Annotated in this window: 12 protein-coding genes and 1 pseudogene; 8 read left to right on the top strand and 5 right to left on the bottom strand. The window is 52.5% G+C overall.

Going from position 1 to position 15300, the window contains the following annotated elements:
- Positions 1-165: 165 nt before the first annotated feature.
- The 7 genes and pseudogenes from QZJ86_RS18330 (at position 166) to QZJ86_RS18360 (ending at position 9283) form a co-directional block, all read left to right on the top strand.
- Positions 166-366: a hypothetical protein gene (locus tag QZJ86_RS18330; protein ID WP_301671936.1), complete on the top strand. Its 201-nt coding sequence runs from the start codon at positions 166-168 to the stop codon at positions 364-366.
- A gap of 135 nt (positions 367-501) precedes the next feature.
- Positions 502-648, top strand: a pseudogene (locus tag QZJ86_RS18335) (EAL domain-containing protein); the annotation flags it as partial.
- Positions 649-872: 224 nt separating this feature from the next.
- The gene (locus QZJ86_RS18340) at positions 873-2330 is read left to right on the top strand and encodes a TrkH family potassium uptake protein (RefSeq protein ID WP_301671938.1); all 1458 of its coding nucleotides are present in this window, start codon (positions 873-875) and stop codon (positions 2328-2330) included.
- A 99-nt stretch (positions 2331-2429) separates the two neighbouring features.
- Positions 2430-3359: a protein translocase subunit SecF gene (secF, locus tag QZJ86_RS18345; RefSeq protein ID WP_301671939.1), complete on the top strand. Its 930-nt coding sequence runs from the start codon at positions 2430-2432 to the stop codon at positions 3357-3359.
- Between the two features lie 49 nt (positions 3360-3408).
- Entirely contained in the window at positions 3409-7062 is a 3654-nt protein-coding gene (locus tag QZJ86_RS18350) for a pyridine nucleotide-disulfide oxidoreductase (protein WP_301671940.1), read from the top strand.
- A gap of 146 nt (positions 7063-7208) precedes the next feature.
- Positions 7209-8615 carry a sodium:proton antiporter NhaD gene (nhaD, locus tag QZJ86_RS18355; RefSeq protein ID WP_301939033.1) on the top strand — a complete coding sequence of 469 codons (1407 nt, stop codon included), beginning with the start codon at positions 7209-7211 and terminating at the stop codon, positions 8613-8615.
- A gap of 458 nt (positions 8616-9073) precedes the next feature.
- Entirely contained in the window at positions 9074-9283 is a 210-nt protein-coding gene (locus QZJ86_RS18360) for a cold-shock protein (protein ID WP_020483452.1), read from the top strand.
- A 38-nt stretch (positions 9284-9321) separates the two neighbouring features.
- On the opposite strand, the gene rimO is transcribed toward QZJ86_RS18360, so the two are convergent.
- Genes rimO through QZJ86_RS18380 form a run of 4 tightly spaced genes read right to left on the bottom strand, consistent with a single transcriptional unit; the run spans position 9322 to position 11590 of the window.
- The gene (gene rimO, locus QZJ86_RS18365; RefSeq protein ID WP_301671942.1) at positions 9322-10632 is read right to left on the bottom strand and encodes a 30S ribosomal protein S12 methylthiotransferase RimO; all 1311 of its coding nucleotides are present in this window, start codon (positions 10630-10632) and stop codon (positions 9322-9324) included.
- 21 nt (positions 10633-10653) lie between these two features.
- Positions 10654-10986, bottom strand: a complete 333-nt coding sequence (locus QZJ86_RS18370; protein ID WP_301671943.1) for a TusE/DsrC/DsvC family sulfur relay protein — start codon at positions 10984-10986, stop codon at positions 10654-10656.
- The gene (locus QZJ86_RS18375; RefSeq protein WP_301671945.1) at positions 10977-11270 is read right to left on the bottom strand and encodes a DsrH/TusB family sulfur relay protein; all 294 of its coding nucleotides are present in this window, start codon (positions 11268-11270) and stop codon (positions 10977-10979) included. The genes QZJ86_RS18370 and QZJ86_RS18375 overlap by 10 nt, the downstream gene beginning before the upstream one ends.
- The gene (locus QZJ86_RS18380) at positions 11270-11590 is read right to left on the bottom strand and encodes a DMT family transporter (RefSeq protein ID WP_301671946.1); all 321 of its coding nucleotides are present in this window, start codon (positions 11588-11590) and stop codon (positions 11270-11272) included. The genes QZJ86_RS18375 and QZJ86_RS18380 overlap by 1 nt, the downstream gene beginning before the upstream one ends.
- Before the next feature lie 80 nt (positions 11591-11670).
- On the opposite strand from QZJ86_RS18380, the gene QZJ86_RS18385 reads away from it, so the two are divergent.
- Positions 11671-12417: a flagellar brake protein gene (locus tag QZJ86_RS18385; RefSeq protein ID WP_301671947.1), complete on the top strand. Its 747-nt coding sequence runs from the start codon at positions 11671-11673 to the stop codon at positions 12415-12417.
- Between the two features lie 60 nt (positions 12418-12477).
- Here the strand turns inward: QZJ86_RS18385 and QZJ86_RS18390 are convergent, their stop codons facing one another.
- Positions 12478-15273, bottom strand: coding sequence for a bifunctional diguanylate cyclase/phosphodiesterase (locus QZJ86_RS18390; RefSeq protein WP_301671948.1), 2796 nt, complete (start codon positions 15271-15273; stop codon positions 12478-12480).
- Between the last annotated feature and the right edge of the window lie 27 nt (positions 15274-15300).

Genomic DNA, 15300 nt, shown 5'->3' on the forward strand with positions numbered 1-15300 from the left:
AACACCCCCACCCGGCCTCCCCCTTGCCAGGGGGAGGAGAAAATAGCCTAATAAACGGCATGATGCTGCTGATTCTTCCTAGTGTAGGTGAGTTAAATCCATGAGCAAAAGAATCATCATTATTGCTGGCCCCAATGGCGCAGGCAAAACCACGTTTGTACGATAATGAACACACCCGATATTTCCACCGCCAAAGACCCAGCGCTTCGCGCCTCGGTGGTTGCTATGCAGCGTGCGGCGCTACTGGCCCGCCAAACCGCGATTCAAACAGAAACCCATATCGTGATCGTAGAAGACGATAAGTTAGTTCGAATTTCGGCAGACGAATTGAGATTAAACAGCTACCTAAATCTAAAGAAGGTATAAATCTATGGAAGCCATTCGCAACATTCAGACCGTAAAAAATGGAGAAGTCCATCTCCAATTGCCCAAGCAATTTTGGGGGCAGGAATCTGTGCTTTATTACCAACCGATAGTCGACCATCCGCAAGGCCGGCGCCGTGCAAAGCGATCATCGTGATGGCGCACAAATTGGGCATGAAAGTGATCGCCGAAGGCGTGGAAACCGCAGGCTGCGATCTCGGTCAAGGCTATTTATTTTCCAGACCGCTGTCCGCCGCGGCGTTCGAAACCTCACTGCACGACTAGGCGGCCTAGCAGGGTTATCCTGACTTGAAGAAATCGATTCTTCCATCTCCACCACGATACGCCGGCGCCGACGCGTCCTTAAAATGCACTCCCCGAGTCAATTACCAGCGGAGTTTGTTACAATTCCGCGCTGACAAGCCGAGCCTTGCTTCGGCCCGCCGGCGTTCCCGTTCAGCACTTCACCACAACAGGATAAAACCCTTCCGGTTTTTTCAGACAACACTATGCAACGTTTTTGTACTCTCGGCTTTGTACTCGGCCTGATCCTGATGGTTTTCGGTGTCACCTATGCGCTGCCGATCGCCACGTCGTTGTATTTCGACGATGGCATGGCCGACCATTTCGTCAACGGCATGTCGTTAAATATCGGTATTGGCAGCCTGCTGGCCGGTTTAACGATACGCTTTCGCGGCGATGTCAAAACCCGCGACGGCTATTTGCTGGTCGCTTCGTTTTGGGTGTTGATGTCGGCGGCGGCCACACTGCCCTTGCTGTGGGGAATACCAGGCCTGTCGTTTACCGACGCCTTTTTCGAAACCATGTCCGGCTTTACCACCACCGGCGCCACTGTCCTCAGCGGCCTGGACACACTGGCGCCCTCGTTAAATCTGTGGCGGCACGAAATGGTTTGGATTGGCGGCCTGGGCATCATCGTGCTGGCCGTGGCAATTCTGCCCTTGCTGGGCGTCGGCGGCATGCAGTTGTATAAAGCCGAGATCGCCGGTCCGGTCAAGGACAGTAAACTGACGCCGCGCATCACCGAAACCGCCCGGTTGTTGTGGTTGGTTTACGCCGGCATCACACTGACCTGCATCCTCTGTTTAAAGCTGGCCGGCATGGGCTGGTTCGATGCGCTCTGTCACGCTTTCTCGACACTGGGATTAGGCGGTTTTTCCACCCACGACGCCAGCGTCGGCTATTTCGACTCCGCCGCTATCGAATTGGTACTAACGGTTTTCATGTTGATATCGGCAATGAATTTCGGCACCCACTACACGGTGTTGCACCGCCGCAGCCTCAAGCATTATCTACAAGACCCGGAAGCGATGCCGATGCTGGGCGTGATTGCCGGCAGCATTCTATTGTGCGCCGCTTATCTGTGGCATTTCGATACCTACCCTGATTTTTATACCGGCCTACGCCATGTCACCTTCAATCTGGTATCGATCGCCACTGACTGCGGCTTTGCCAGCGTAGATTTCGATCAATGGCCGCCGTTCGTGCCCTGGTGGATGTTGTATTTAAGTTGCGTTACCGCCTGCACCGGTTCCACCGGCGGCGGCATCAAGATGTTCCGCACCCTGTTGCTGTGGAAGCAGGCTGGCCGCGAGTTATTCAGCATCCTGCATCCGCGCGCCATCAACCCGATCCGCATCGGCGACATGCCCATTCCCAACAAGATCATTTTCGCGGTACTGGCCTTTATTTTTCTGTACTTTATTTCGATCGTGGTGATGACCTTCACGCTGATCTTTACCGGACTGGACCCGATTTCCGCGCTCAGCGCGGTACTCGCTTGCATCAACAATGCCGGCCCCGGCCTAAACCAGCTTGGTCCAGCCACCAATTTTTCCAGCCTGAACGATTTTCAGACCTGGATTTGCGCGGCAACCATGTTGCTCGGACGCCTGGAAGTCTTTACCTTAGTCGTGCTTTTTACTCCTACTTTCTGGAGAAAATAGTACAATTCGCGGTCTTATCGTCCGCAAGCTACGTTTTATATCGCCGTACCTCCGTCACGGCCAGACAGCAACCTTTAACTAATTATCAGGAACCTTGGCATGACTTCCGTTCGACACATCGATTTTCTCAGCAAAAGAAAGCTAGCCTTTTATTTCTCCGGCACCCTGTTACTGATTTCCATCGTTTCATTTTTCGTCAAGGGCCTGGATCTGGGTATCGACTTCACCGGCGGCAGCGTTTATGAACTGCATTACAACCAAGCGGCCGATCTGGACAAGATGCGCGGCACGCTGGAACAACAAGGCTTCGCCGATGCCAATCTGCAACATTTCGGCAGCGCGGCCGACGTGTTGATCCGCCTGAAACCGGTCGAAAACATCAGCCAAAAAGAACTTAGCGAAAAAGTGCTAAGCGTCGCCAACAGCAGCCAGCCTCAACCCGGCGAACTGCGCCGCGTCGAATTCGTCGGCCCACAAGTCGGCGAAGACTTGGTCAACGATGGCGGTCTGGCGCTGTTCTTCGCCTTTGTCGGCATCATGGTCTACGTCAGCATTCGCTTTGAGTGGAAACTATCGCTGAGCGCCATCGCCGCTTTATTCCACGACAGCATCATTACAGTGGGCTTTTTCTCGGTGTTTGGCTGGGAATTCGACATGACTGTGCTGTCGGCGATTTTGGCGCTGATCGGTTATTCCATCAACGACACCATCGTGGTTTACGACCGGATTCGGGAAACCGTCCGCAGCAGCCGGATCAAGGAATCGATTAACGAAATCGTCAACACCGCGCTGAACGACACGCTGAGCCGGACCATTCTGACCTCATTGACCGTATTTTTAACCCTGTTGGCCCTGGCCTTCCTCGGCGGCAAAACCATCCACGGCTTCGCCATCGCGATGCTGATCGGCGTCGTCAAAGGCACTTACTCGTCGATTTACATCGCCAGTTCACTGGCCCTGAGCCTGGGCTTGAGCCGCGACGACCTGATGCCGCCAGCCAAAGACAGCGTCGTTGACGACCGCCCTTAATTTCAAAATTTCATTTACAACTTCAAGCGAACGCTCACGGAATAACTTGATGACACAAAAGCTTAATACTCGCGACCTTACCCAACTCACCCTCGGCATCCCCGGCTTTGCATACAAAGACCTGTACGATGCCAAACGTCTGGCTGATTTGCTGGCGGCATTCGATCAGTCGGTACAACAGCACGACGCCGCCTTGTTTGCGGAAATTAACGCTTACCGCACCAGCGGCGGCGATGGCATGAAGCCTGAAGAAATTTCCGAGTTATTGGTAAAAATGGCGCCGCTGGTCGGCACCTTCGTCGCGCGTTTATTCAATATCAGCGATGTGCGCGACCAACAAATCGGCAATATTCGCGGCGAATTTGACGCGGTATTTGTCTATCGCACCGAAATCGTCGGCAATCTGAGCAAACTGTTCAAAGGCCAAACCATCGAAGGCTGGGACATCGCCGCATTGCGCGCGCAACTGGACGGCTTGCTGAACGCCGCCGGCAAACAAGATTTATTCAAAACCGATCCGGAACTGGCCGTCAGCCAACTGGCTGCCGATTTGTGGCGTTTATCGCAACAAGCCGAGTTTAGCGACGCCGATGTCGCGGCGTTCAAAGACCAACTCAGCGCTTACGACAGCCCGGCAGCACTGGTTGCCGGCCTGCTGGACATCGTCAGCCGCTGGAGCTTTGCCGCCAAGCAAGCCCCCGAACTGCAAGCACTAGTCGCCAAATGGTTAAGCTTCAAAATCCCGGAAAAAACCAATCTGGAAAATTTGGTTGATCACCAATCGCTTGCTCGAGACGGTTATGATGTTTGGGCTTGCGACGATCACCATCACCGCCGCCGCGATGGTTTTGCGCTGACCGACAAACGTTTCAACCAAAGGCAGTCGCTGTATGAAGTAGACCACTGCATCTACTGCCACGACCGCGACAACGACTCGTGCTCAAAAGGCATCAAGAACAAAAAAGACAACAGCTTCAAAACCAACCATCTCGGCGCCTTGATGACCGGCTGTCCACTGGAAGAAAAAATCTCCGAGATGCATGTGGTCAAGCGCCAAGGCGACAATATCGGCGCGCTGGCGATGATCATCATCGACAACCCGATGTGCCCCGGCACCGGCCACCGGATTTGCAACGATTGCATGCGCGGTTGTATCTACCAAAAAACCGAGTCGGTGAATATTCCGCAAATCGAAACCAATGTGCTGACCGACGTACTGTTCATGCCTTGGGGCTTCGAAATTTACAGCTTGCTGACCCGCTGGAACCCGTTGAACGTCAAGCGCTCCACCGCGCTGCCCTATAATGGCAAAAACGTATTGGTGGCCGGCATGGGTCCGGCCGGCTATACCTTGGCGCATTATCTGCTGAACGAAGGTTTCGGCGTGGTCGGTATCGACGCGCTAAAAATCGAGCCGCTACCGCTGCATCTGACCGGCGACCGCGACAACGTGCCGATGCCGATCATCGATTTCAACAGCCTGTACGAAGACCTGGACAAACGGGTGATGCTGGGCTTCGGCGGCGTCGCCGAATACGGCATTACCGTGCGTTGGGATAAAAACTTCCTGAAAGTGATTTACCTGACGCTGCTGCGCCGTGCCGCGTTCAAATGCTATGGCGGCGTGCGTTTCGGCGGCAGTATCACCATCGACGAAGCCTGGGACTTGGGCTTCGATCACATTGCCATCGCCAGCGGCGCCGGCAAACCGACCGTGATCGACCTGAAAAACAACCTGATCCGCGGCATCCGCAAAGCTTCGGACTTTTTGATGGGTCTACAATTGACCGGCGCGGCCAAAGAATCCTCGCTGGCCAACCTGCAAGTACGCTTGCCGGCCGGTGTAATCGGCGGAGGCTTGACCGCGATCGATACCGCGACCGAGCTGCTGGCTTACTATCCGGGGCAGGTTAGCAAGATTTTGCACCGTTACGAGAAACTGGTCGCTAAATACGGCGAAACCTCGGTGCGCGGCCGTTACGATGCCGAAGAATTGGAAATTCTGGAAGAGTTTTTGGCGCACGGCCGAGTGATCGAGCAGGAGCGGCAACGCGCGGCTTCTACCGGCGAAACGCCTAACTTCCTGCCCTTCCTGAAACAATGGGGCGGCGTGACGCTGTTTTATCGCAAAGGCATCAAGGATTCGCCGGCTTACCGGCAAAACCACGAAGAGATCCACGAAGCCTTGTCGGAAGGCATTTATCTGGCAGAAGGCATGAGCCCGCTGGAAGCCCTCGAGGATCAATACGGCCATCTGCGAGCCGTGCGCTTCGAGAAACTCATCGAACAAGAAGGACGCTGGCGCAAAACCGACGAAGTGGAAGTCACATTGCGCGGCCTGTTCATCGCCGCCGGTACCGCGCCGAACACGATTTACCAGTCCGAGCATCCGCGTACCTTCGTGATGGACAGCAAGTTCTACAAACGCCACGAACCGGACTGGCTGCAAGGCAAGGCCGAACTGGTACCGATGGCCGACGACACCCAGGTCAAGGTCGGTAAGCCTGCACCGTTCACCTCGTATCAAAGCGCGGGCCGTTACATCACTTTTTACGGCGACAATCACCCGGTTTATGCCGGCAACGTCGTCAAAGCGATGGCCAGCGCCAAGGACGGTTACCCGTATATCGTCAAACTGTTCGCCCACGAATTGGCCGGCCTCGATGCCGCGCAACAAACTCAGCGCGACACGCAATTGTTAGCCATGCAGGACAAGCTTGACGAGTTGTTCCTGGCGCATGTCGTCGAGGTCAACCGCCTGACCCCGACCATTATCGAAGTCGTTATCAAAGCACCGGCGGCGGCGAAAAACTTCGAGCCGGGTCAGTTCTACCGGGTGCAAAACTACGAATCCTTGGCGCCCGTGGTCGAAGGCACCAGGCTGGCAGCCGAAGGCCTGGCGCTGACCGGCGCCTGGGTTGACAAGGAAAAAGGTTTGGTGTCGTTGATCGCCTTGGAAATGGGCAGCTCCAGCCGCTTGTGCGCCACCTGGAAAGCCGGCGATCCGTTGGTATTGATGGGCGTCACCGGCGCGCCGACCGATATTCCGCAAAATCAGACCGTGCTGTTATTGGGCGGCGGTTTGGGTAACGCGGTGCTGTTCTCGATCGGTAAAGCCATGCGCGCTGCCGGCAACAAGGTGTTGTATTTCGCCGGCTACCGCAACCGCGAAGACTTGTTCAAGGTGCCGGAAATCGAAGACGCTTCCGATGTGATCGTCTGGGCCGTGGACAATCGTCCCGGCAACGAAGCGATTCCGGTCACCCGGCCGCAGGATAAAACTTTCGTCGGCAACATCGTCGAAGCGATGGTCGCCTACGCCACCGGCGAGCTGGGTGAAACCGCACTGCGCTTGCAAGACGTCGAGCATTTGATTGTGATCGGCTCCGACCGGATGATGGCGGCGGTCAAGGCCGCTCGTTTCGCGGCCTTGAAACCCTATTTGAAAGAAGGCCACGAAGCGATCGGCTCGATCAACTCGCCGATGCAATGCATGATGAAGGGCGTCTGCGCCCAATGCCTGTGCAAGCACGTCGATCCGGAAAGTGGCGAGGAAAGTTTCATGTATTCCTGCTACAACCAGGATCAAGCGCTGGATTACGTCGACTTCCCCAACCTGCAAGCACGCTTGCGGCAGAACACGGTGCAGGAAAAACTTTCCTCACTGTGGCTGACCTATCTGCTGGAAGCCGAACAGGGCTAAACCGCGTAATCTCGTGACCGTCATTCCTGCAAGCGCGCGGGAATGACAAAACAATCGCTGCCCGGAACTGATCCTGGGCGGCGATTGTCCAGCTCTCAGTTTTTGAAAGGAGTTCACCCGTGTTTTCACGCATCCCGCTATTGTTATTGCTCGCCTTTTCGCCACTGATCGCCTGGGCGGACGTCGAACAGGCCGCACAAGCCTTAAATCTCACCAAACACTGGGTCGGCTATCTGGCTATTGCAATTTTCGCAGTGGCTTACCTACTGGCGATGACCGAAGAAGTCACCGAACTGAATAAATCCAAACCCATGGTGCTGGCCGCCAGCTTGATTTGGGCTTTCATCGCCGGCATTTACGTCAATAACGGCATGAGCGAACAAGCCGGCCATGCGTTCCGTGCCTGCCTGGAAGGCTACGCGGAATTATTTTTGTTCATCATGGTATCGATGGCCTATCTGAACGCAATGGAAAACCGAGGCGTTTTCAACAACTTGCGGGTTTGGTTGCTCAGCAAAGGTTTCAGCTACCGTAAATTGTTCTGGATTACCGGCATAATGTCGTTCTTTATGTCCTCGATCTGCAACAATTTGACCACGGCCTTACTAATGGGCGCGGTCATCATGGCGATGGGTAAGGATAATCGCCAATTTGTCACGCTGGCCTGCATCAACGTCGTGGTCGCCACCAATGCCGGCGGTTCGTTCAGCCCGTTCGGCGACATCACCACACTGTTGGTCTGGCAAAGCGGCGTCGTGCCGTTTAAGGACTTTTATTCCCTGTTTATTCCGGCCGTAGTCAATTTTGCACTACCGGCGATCATCATGCATTTCTGGATTCCCAAGGAATATCCCTCGGCTGTTGGTAAAGCTCCTGTCATGAAACGCGGCGCGATGGCTATGATCGTGCTGTTTTTGCTCACCATCGTCACTGCGGTCTGTTTCGAAAATATGCTGAAACTGCCGCCGGCCGCCGGCATGTTGGCAGGCCTGACCTATTTGAAATTTCTTAGTTATTACATGCAGAAGACCGAAGGCAAACAGAAAGTCAGCGACTTTGCTCATGTCTATAAGTTATTCCAAGTTAAATTACCGGAAGCCAATCAAGACCATAAGTTCGATGTTTTCAAAAGCGTCGCTACCTTGGAGTGGGATACGCTGCTGTTTTTCTACGGCGTGATGATCAGTGTCGGCGGCCTGAGTTTTATTGGCTATCTGACCATGGCTTCGGATATTTTATATGTCGGCATGGACCCGACCATCGCCAATATCATAGTCGGCATTCTGTCGGCATTTATCGATAACGGCACCATCATGTTTGCCGTGCTCACCATGCACCCGGATATCTCGCAAGGCCAATGGCTGCTGGTGACCTTGACCGCCGGCGTCGGCGGCAGCTTGTTGGCGATCGGCTCCGCCGCCGGCGTCGGCTTGATGGGTCAACTGAAGGGCGTTTACACCTTTAGCGCTCATCTGAAGTGGATGCCGGTGATTCTGCTCGGTTTTTTTGGCAGTATAGCGACTCATTTCCTGATTAACAGCGCTTATTTCTAACCCTAGAATTGCTTAAGCAAGCGATTTAACGGTCTATCCGATAGGCCAATTGCAAAAACCAAATATTTTTTTGAGATTTTTTCACCCATTGACTTAATCGTTCCACCCCGCCAGGCAACCGAGCCGGGCGGGACATACACGACTCCCACCGAAACAGAAAAGAACGATATTTCAATATCTTAGACACCCTCAAGCCACTCTCTGCCACCGTTAGCCGAATAGAGTCCGCAGCAAAAATCGATTGACAAAACATTGTCACAATTTTTTAACGAGCAAAATCTAGCTAGTTTTTGTGGATAGCTGGCAATTGCCATGTATAATGACTTCCGATTTAGCTCGGTATCGTTGTCGCTTTTGAAGTCTGCAATCGGATCAACAATCATTGTTTTCCACTACCCGCTTTATTCACCAACCCTAGTTACAAACCAGCGAATAGCACTTATAAGCAAGAGAGATTTATGTCAGTTCAAGTAGAAGGCAAAGTAAAATGGTTCAATGATGAAAAAGGCTTCGGTTTCATTGAACAAGAAGGTGGCAAAGATGTATTCGTACATTTCAGCGCAATCAACGGCAACGGCCGCAAAACCTTGAAAGAAGGCCAAAAAGTCACGATGGAAGTGACCAATGGCCAAAAAGGCCCACAAGCGGAAAACGTTACACCGCTGTAAATTGAACTGAAAAAGCCGCCTAACCAGCGGCTTTTTCGTTAGATCAGTTTACCCCACAAGTCGTACTCGTCGGCTTCCTCGATTTCGACCTCGACGAACTCGCCGACTTGTAGATGACTTGCGCCGTCGATAAACACCTGACCATCGATTTCAGGTGCATCGCTTTGGCTGCGCGCGACCGCACCCTCCTCGACCACCTCGTCGACCAATACCGTTTCGATTCGGCCAACCCGACGCTGTAAGCGCTCGGCGCTGATCGCCGCTTGATGCTCCATGAATCGCGCCAGACGCTCTTGCTTGACCTCTTCCGGCACCGTACCCGGCAAATCGTTGGCCGCCGCGCCCTTTACTGGCGAATAAGCAAAACAGCCGACCCTATCCATCTGCGCTTCGCTTAAAAACTGCAGTAATTCTTCAAACTCTTGCTCGGTTTCGCCGGGAAAGCCGACGATAAAAGTACTGCGAATCGTCAAATCCGGACAAATCTTCCGCCAGGCGCGGATACGCTCCAGATTGTTTTCCGCCGCGGCCGGACGTTTCATCAACTTTAAAATCCGGCTATTGGCGTGCTGAAACGGAATATCCAGATACGGCAGGATTTTGCCTGCGGCCATCAACGGCACCACTTCATCGACATGCGGATACGGATAGACGTAATGCATCCGCGCCCAGATGCCCAATTCGCCCAATGCTTCGGCCAAGTCATAAAAACGGGTCTGCAATTCACGCCCGCGCCAACGCCGGCTTTGGTATTTCAAATCCAGACCGTAAGCACTGGTATCTTGAGAAACGATCAGCAGTTCCTTAACGCCGGCATCGGCCAGCCGTTCGGCTTCCTGCATCACATCGTCGATAGGCCGGCTGACCAGATCGCCGCGCATCGAGGGGATGATACAAAACGTGCATCTATGATTGCAGCCTTCCGAAATTTTCAGATAGGCATAATGTTTAGGCGTCAGCTTGATGCCTTGCGGCGGCACCAAGTCTGTAAACGGGTTATGCGCCGGCGGCAGATGCTCGTGCACCGCCGACACCACTTCGTCGGTGGCATGAGCGCCGGTGATTTTTAAAACCTGGGGATGACGGGCCAAAATCTCGTCTTGGCGCGCCCCTAGGCAACCGGTGACGATGACCTTGCCGTTTTCCGCCAAAGCCTCGCCGATGCTATCCAGCGATTCCTCAACCGCCGCATCGATAAAACCGCAGGTATTGACGATTACCAAATCCGAATCCTTATAGTTCGGCGAGACTTGGTAGCCCTCGCTGCGCAAGCGGGTCAAAATCTGCTCGCTATCGACCAGGGCTTTCGGACAGCCCAAACTAATAAATCCAACGCGGGGGTTACTCATGAAAATCTCTCGAAAACATTTTTATAAACAGGTGGGTGGCTTGGGCAAGCCGGCGATTTTGCAGGCGTATTTCAACGGCCCTTGCGGAAACAGTTTTTGCAGATAACGGCTATTACCCTTGTCTTCGCCGAATTGCTTGCGGACGGCCGTCACGAACATCCGGGCATTGGGTAAATGTTTGAATTGCTGGTAATAATCGCGAATGAACAGCAGGATTTCCCAATGTGCATCGTTGATCTCGATCGCTTCAAGCCGAGCCAACTCGTCCGCGACGCGCCGGTTCCATTGCGCCGCATCGCGCAGAAAACCGTCATCCGTGGTTTCCAGCGCAATACCGTCCAGCATCAACACCACGAATGAATCACCGGATTTTTGACCGTCAACTCGACCAGACCGGCGTAATCGACAGCCTCGACGCCAGCCAGCCAGCGCTGCGGTTCGAGGCCATGCACCAGCAACATTTCCCGCAACGCATACACCCGGCAGCCCTCGGCCAATAATTGCCGCAATAACAAATTATCCTGATGACCGTTTAGTGCAGAACAAACCGCGCCGTCCACCAGCACGACATCATCTCCGCCACCAATCCGTTCGATAACCGCCGCCAGCAAAGGCGAACGCGACAATAAATGCAACATTATTCGACATGCGTCAGTTTCAAACCGACGATGCCGACGATAATCAGTAGAATCGAAGCCAGTCTGAACCAATCGGCCGATTCCTTAAACAGAAAAATTCCAATAATAGCGACACCGACTGCCCCCATACCGGTCCACACCGCATAGGCGGTTCCCAGCGGTAAGGTTCTGATGGCCAGCATCAACAGGTAAAAACTGCCCGCGCCGGAAACCCCGGTCACCACACTTGGCCATAGCTTGGTAAAGCCATCGTTATATTTCAGACTTAATGCAAATACAATTTCCGAACAACCTGCGGCAAACAACAACAGCCAACCCATCAAAACTCCTTGCGGATACACTATAATTGTTACCATTTTACAATAGCGCTTCCGGCAAACCGCAATATTTAGCGAAATTAATGGAAAAAGAATCCAATTATCTTGTTAGAAGCGCCAAATTGGTTTTTGGCTACCTGACTGAACTGATCAAAAAGAGATGCATCCTCTCCGCACAATTTGGCGAAAATAATCAGTCGTTTTTAACTACGATTATCGCCCTCGATCAAAAAGCCAATCTATTAACCATCGATATTGGCCCCACAGATGAGCTGAATCAGCAGCTGCTTAACGCCGCTAAAGTGCTATTTCGCACCGAATATGACGGCGTTAAAGTCTCGTTCAGAGGCAAGAGCATCAAAAAAACTAAAATCAAGGGGCTGTGGGTATTCGCGATGCCGATCCCGGAGGCGCTTTTTTGGATGCAACGCCGCCAGTATTACCGAGCCAAGGTACCGCTGTCGCATAAGAACAGTTTTTGCGAAATCGTATTCAACATTAAAAACGAAGACGGCAGTTGCGACAGCCAATCCGTCGTTTTCAATCTCGCCGATATCAGTATCTCCGGATTTGCCTTTTTCAATCCTGAGCCGCAATTCACCGAATATTTACAGCCAAATAGTCAACACGCCGAATGCGCACTGTATTTGCACGACGGCAGCCAATCCAAGATCGGTTTCGTGGTTAAAAACCTCACCACCGTCAAGTCCACCGCGACTGCCGATCAACACCGTATAGGCGGTATGTTCACGGACCTTCCCAAAGCATTCGAATCCAACATCCAACACTATATTTACGAGATCGAACTGCAACAGAAAAACATAGGCTAAAAGCCAACCTTCCAGGCACCTTATTCAGAAAAAATTGCGTCGAATCGACTCTTTGTCCATTCAAACATATTCGGCCCGCGGATGGCCCAGATAGTAACCTTGAACCATATCCACATTCATGGCCTTTAATAAGTCCAGCGTGGCTGCATCTTCAACACCTTCCACCACCACCTTCTTGCCATAAACATGAATCATCGAGACCAACGCCTGTACGAAATCGCAATCCTCTCGATTGCAAACAATCTCTTTAACTAGCGATTGATCGATCTTCACGTAATGAACCGGCAACTGCTTCAAATAGTATAAGGAGCTGAAACCCGCGCCGAAATCATCCACTGCAAACCGAAAACCCAGCTCGATCACCTCATGGACGATACGTTTTGCTTTATTCATATCCGTGATCACCGCAGTTTCGGTAATCTCGAATATCACCCGCTCCGGATCGAGGTTTTGCTTCTGTACGGCATGAATCAATGATTCCGTCCAACCGAAATCATTGAGTGCGGCAGTAGACAGATTAATGGAAAGGCGTTTATGCGGATGCTCCAGCAAATCCTGCAAGGCCATCGCCACCACATAACAATCCAACGCATAGTTCAATCCCGACCGTTCGGCGGCGGGTAAAAACTCGCCGGGCGCAGCAATTCTGCCGTCGGCCATCCGCAGCCGCAATAAGGTTTCGCAATACGCTGATCGCCCGGTTTTAATATCGACGACAGGCTGATAATAAAAAATCAGCTGTTTGTTTTCCATTGCCTGGGTCAGCACGTCTTTCCAGTAGACATTCTGCGTCAACGCTTGGCTATGCTGTAATTCTTCAGAATAAACGTGGGCACGGGAACGTCCGGCTCTTTTGGCTTCGAACATCGCCAAGTCCGCATTCGCCATGACTTCTTGCACATCCGCGCCATGCTCCGGCAAAAAAGCAATGCCGATACTGACGCCTATCCGGTAGCGTTTCTCGCCGTAGACGAAAGGCGTACCCGCCAGACGTTCATTCAATTTTTTAGCAAAGATCTCCGCGCCGTAAACGTCGGTTTGCAGCATCATGATGGCAAACTCATCCCCTCCCAGACGGGCGACGATATCGGATTTTCGCGCCCTGGCTTTCAATTCCCCGGCAACCATGCGCAATAACGCATCTCCCGCCGCATGGCCGCTGGTGTCGTTAATTTCCTTGAAATGATCCAGATCGAACAGCAGCAGCGCGGCGGTTTTTCCGCTAAGACGCACTTCATTGTAGTACCGGTTTAAATCCTCCATGAATCCATGCCGGTTGATTAGCGACGTCAATGGATCATGGTTGGCCAGCCAGCGCATTTTGGATTCGGCACGGACACGCTCGGTAATGTCCATGCCCACCGACAGTATGGCGGTGCCATCGATATACTCTTCTCGCAATGGCGTGTGCACCCAAACCACTTTGCGTCGTTCGCCGTTCTTGCAAATTAAATCGTTCTCATGCTCCATGCGACGCTGATCGCTGTTGCATAGGGCTTGTAACCGACTCTGCACATCCGGCCTCATTTCCGCATTTGCGATCAATTCGACGAATTTGCGTCCATAAAGCTGGTCCGACTCGCAACCGATCAATTGAGCGACGAAGTTATTGCTCACTCTGATAATGCCATGCCGGGTTTGGGTGACGACTAGCACCTGGGCTGACGCCAACAAACCCTGGATAAAATCCCGTTCCTCGGCTAACTCCCTGTTTTTTACGTCCAGGGATAAACTGTTTTGTTCAAGCTTATGCGAGAGCTGAACGGCACTTTCATACAAAAAATCAATTTCATCCCGGTATTTTTTGTTGGTATGCCGAGCTAAAAAATATTTGCGCACCCGATCATGCTCGCCTTGCGCCAATAAGGGCAAATGCAAAGCCAAGCGACTCAGCCTATGCAACGGCGCCCGAATCAGGTAGATCAACATGACTTCCGCCACTATCAGACAGGCTAGAGTCGTCAGCACGCCTACCTGAAGAGCCTTGTGAATATCCTGAAAATTCCTGCTGACATCGGTCGTTGTCAGAATAAACCCGGCTTGACCGGGAATCATCTCGTCCAGTTGCATCCGATGAATATCGTAATAACCGTTATTCCACTTCACGATGCTGCCCCGATCCAACATTTCCGGATTGGGGTATTGTTCCGAGAGATGATTCAATAATGGCAATAACACTTTGGTATCGGTCAAGGCCGGCACACTGACTCGCCAGTTATCCAGCTTTGCGATACCGGCATTATCGGCAGGAACGGACAAAGAGATATCCGCGCCGGTCGTCAGCTTAAAATCGATAATGAAATCGGCCACCGATTGACCCAACGCAATGACGCCGACATTCTCGCCAGAGGCCAGTACCGGTACAAAGGCATACAGCAAACAAAGCGGATGACAATGAAGCAAGGTAACGGGCCTTTCCGTTGCCTGAACCTTCTCGATAGCCAACCGATAAACGTCAGGTGACAACGCCTCCTCGCCAAACTGTGCCCAACGCCCCACCCTATCGCCGTCGATGGTATAGAGTTCGATTTGTCTAATATCCAGTTCATATCCCAGACTGGTGTAGTAGCCGGAAACCAAACCCTTTACCTGATCCTTGGTCCTGGATACCAAAGTCTCGCCGAGGTCGGCCATTGTCACCAAGGCCCCTCCTAAACGAATCAGACGATCGGAAGTTCCCGCAAAAAGCCCCTTAATATGATGATGGAGTAATCTGACATCCGCTTCCTGACGAGCCTGAAATTGGCTGGTCAGCGAATAATAATTCAGCGCATAAAATACCGAATTCATACTAAGTAAAAGCAAGCTCAACCATAAAAAGCTTTTCCAGCGTAGACCGATGAATCTGCTTTTCATTTGAGGTACTTTTATTTTAGCTATCAC

The organism is Methylomonas montana (genome assembly GCF_030490285.1).
In the GTDB taxonomy this organism is placed as follows: Bacteria; Pseudomonadota; Gammaproteobacteria; order Methylococcales; family Methylomonadaceae; genus Methylomonas; species Methylomonas montana.

Coding starts and splice junctions, on each gene's coding strand:
- QZJ86_RS18330 (WP_301671936.1), top strand. CDS start 166: ATGAACACACCCGATATTTCCACCGCCAAAGACCCAGCGCTTCGCGCC.
- QZJ86_RS18340 (WP_301671938.1), top strand. CDS start 873: ATGCAACGTTTTTGTACTCTCGGCTTTGTACTCGGCCTGATCCTGATG.
- secF (WP_301671939.1), top strand. CDS start 2,430: ATGACTTCCGTTCGACACATCGATTTTCTCAGCAAAAGAAAGCTAGCC.
- QZJ86_RS18350 (WP_301671940.1), top strand. CDS start 3,409: ATGACACAAAAGCTTAATACTCGCGACCTTACCCAACTCACCCTCGGC.
- QZJ86_RS18360 (WP_020483452.1), top strand. CDS start 9,074: ATGTCAGTTCAAGTAGAAGGCAAAGTAAAATGGTTCAATGATGAAAAA.
- rimO (WP_301671942.1), bottom strand. CDS start 10,632: ATGAGTAACCCCCGCGTTGGATTTATTAGTTTGGGCTGTCCGAAAGCC.
- QZJ86_RS18375 (WP_301671945.1), bottom strand. CDS start 11,270: ATGTTGCATTTATTGTCGCGTTCGCCTTTGCTGGCGGCGGTTATCGAA.
- QZJ86_RS18380 (WP_301671946.1), bottom strand. CDS start 11,590: ATGGGTTGGCTGTTGTTGTTTGCCGCAGGTTGTTCGGAAATTGTATTT.
- QZJ86_RS18385 (WP_301671947.1), top strand. CDS start 11,671: ATGGAAAAAGAATCCAATTATCTTGTTAGAAGCGCCAAATTGGTTTTT.
- QZJ86_RS18390 (WP_301671948.1), bottom strand. CDS start 15,273: ATGAAAAGCAGATTCATCGGTCTACGCTGGAAAAGCTTTTTATGGTTG.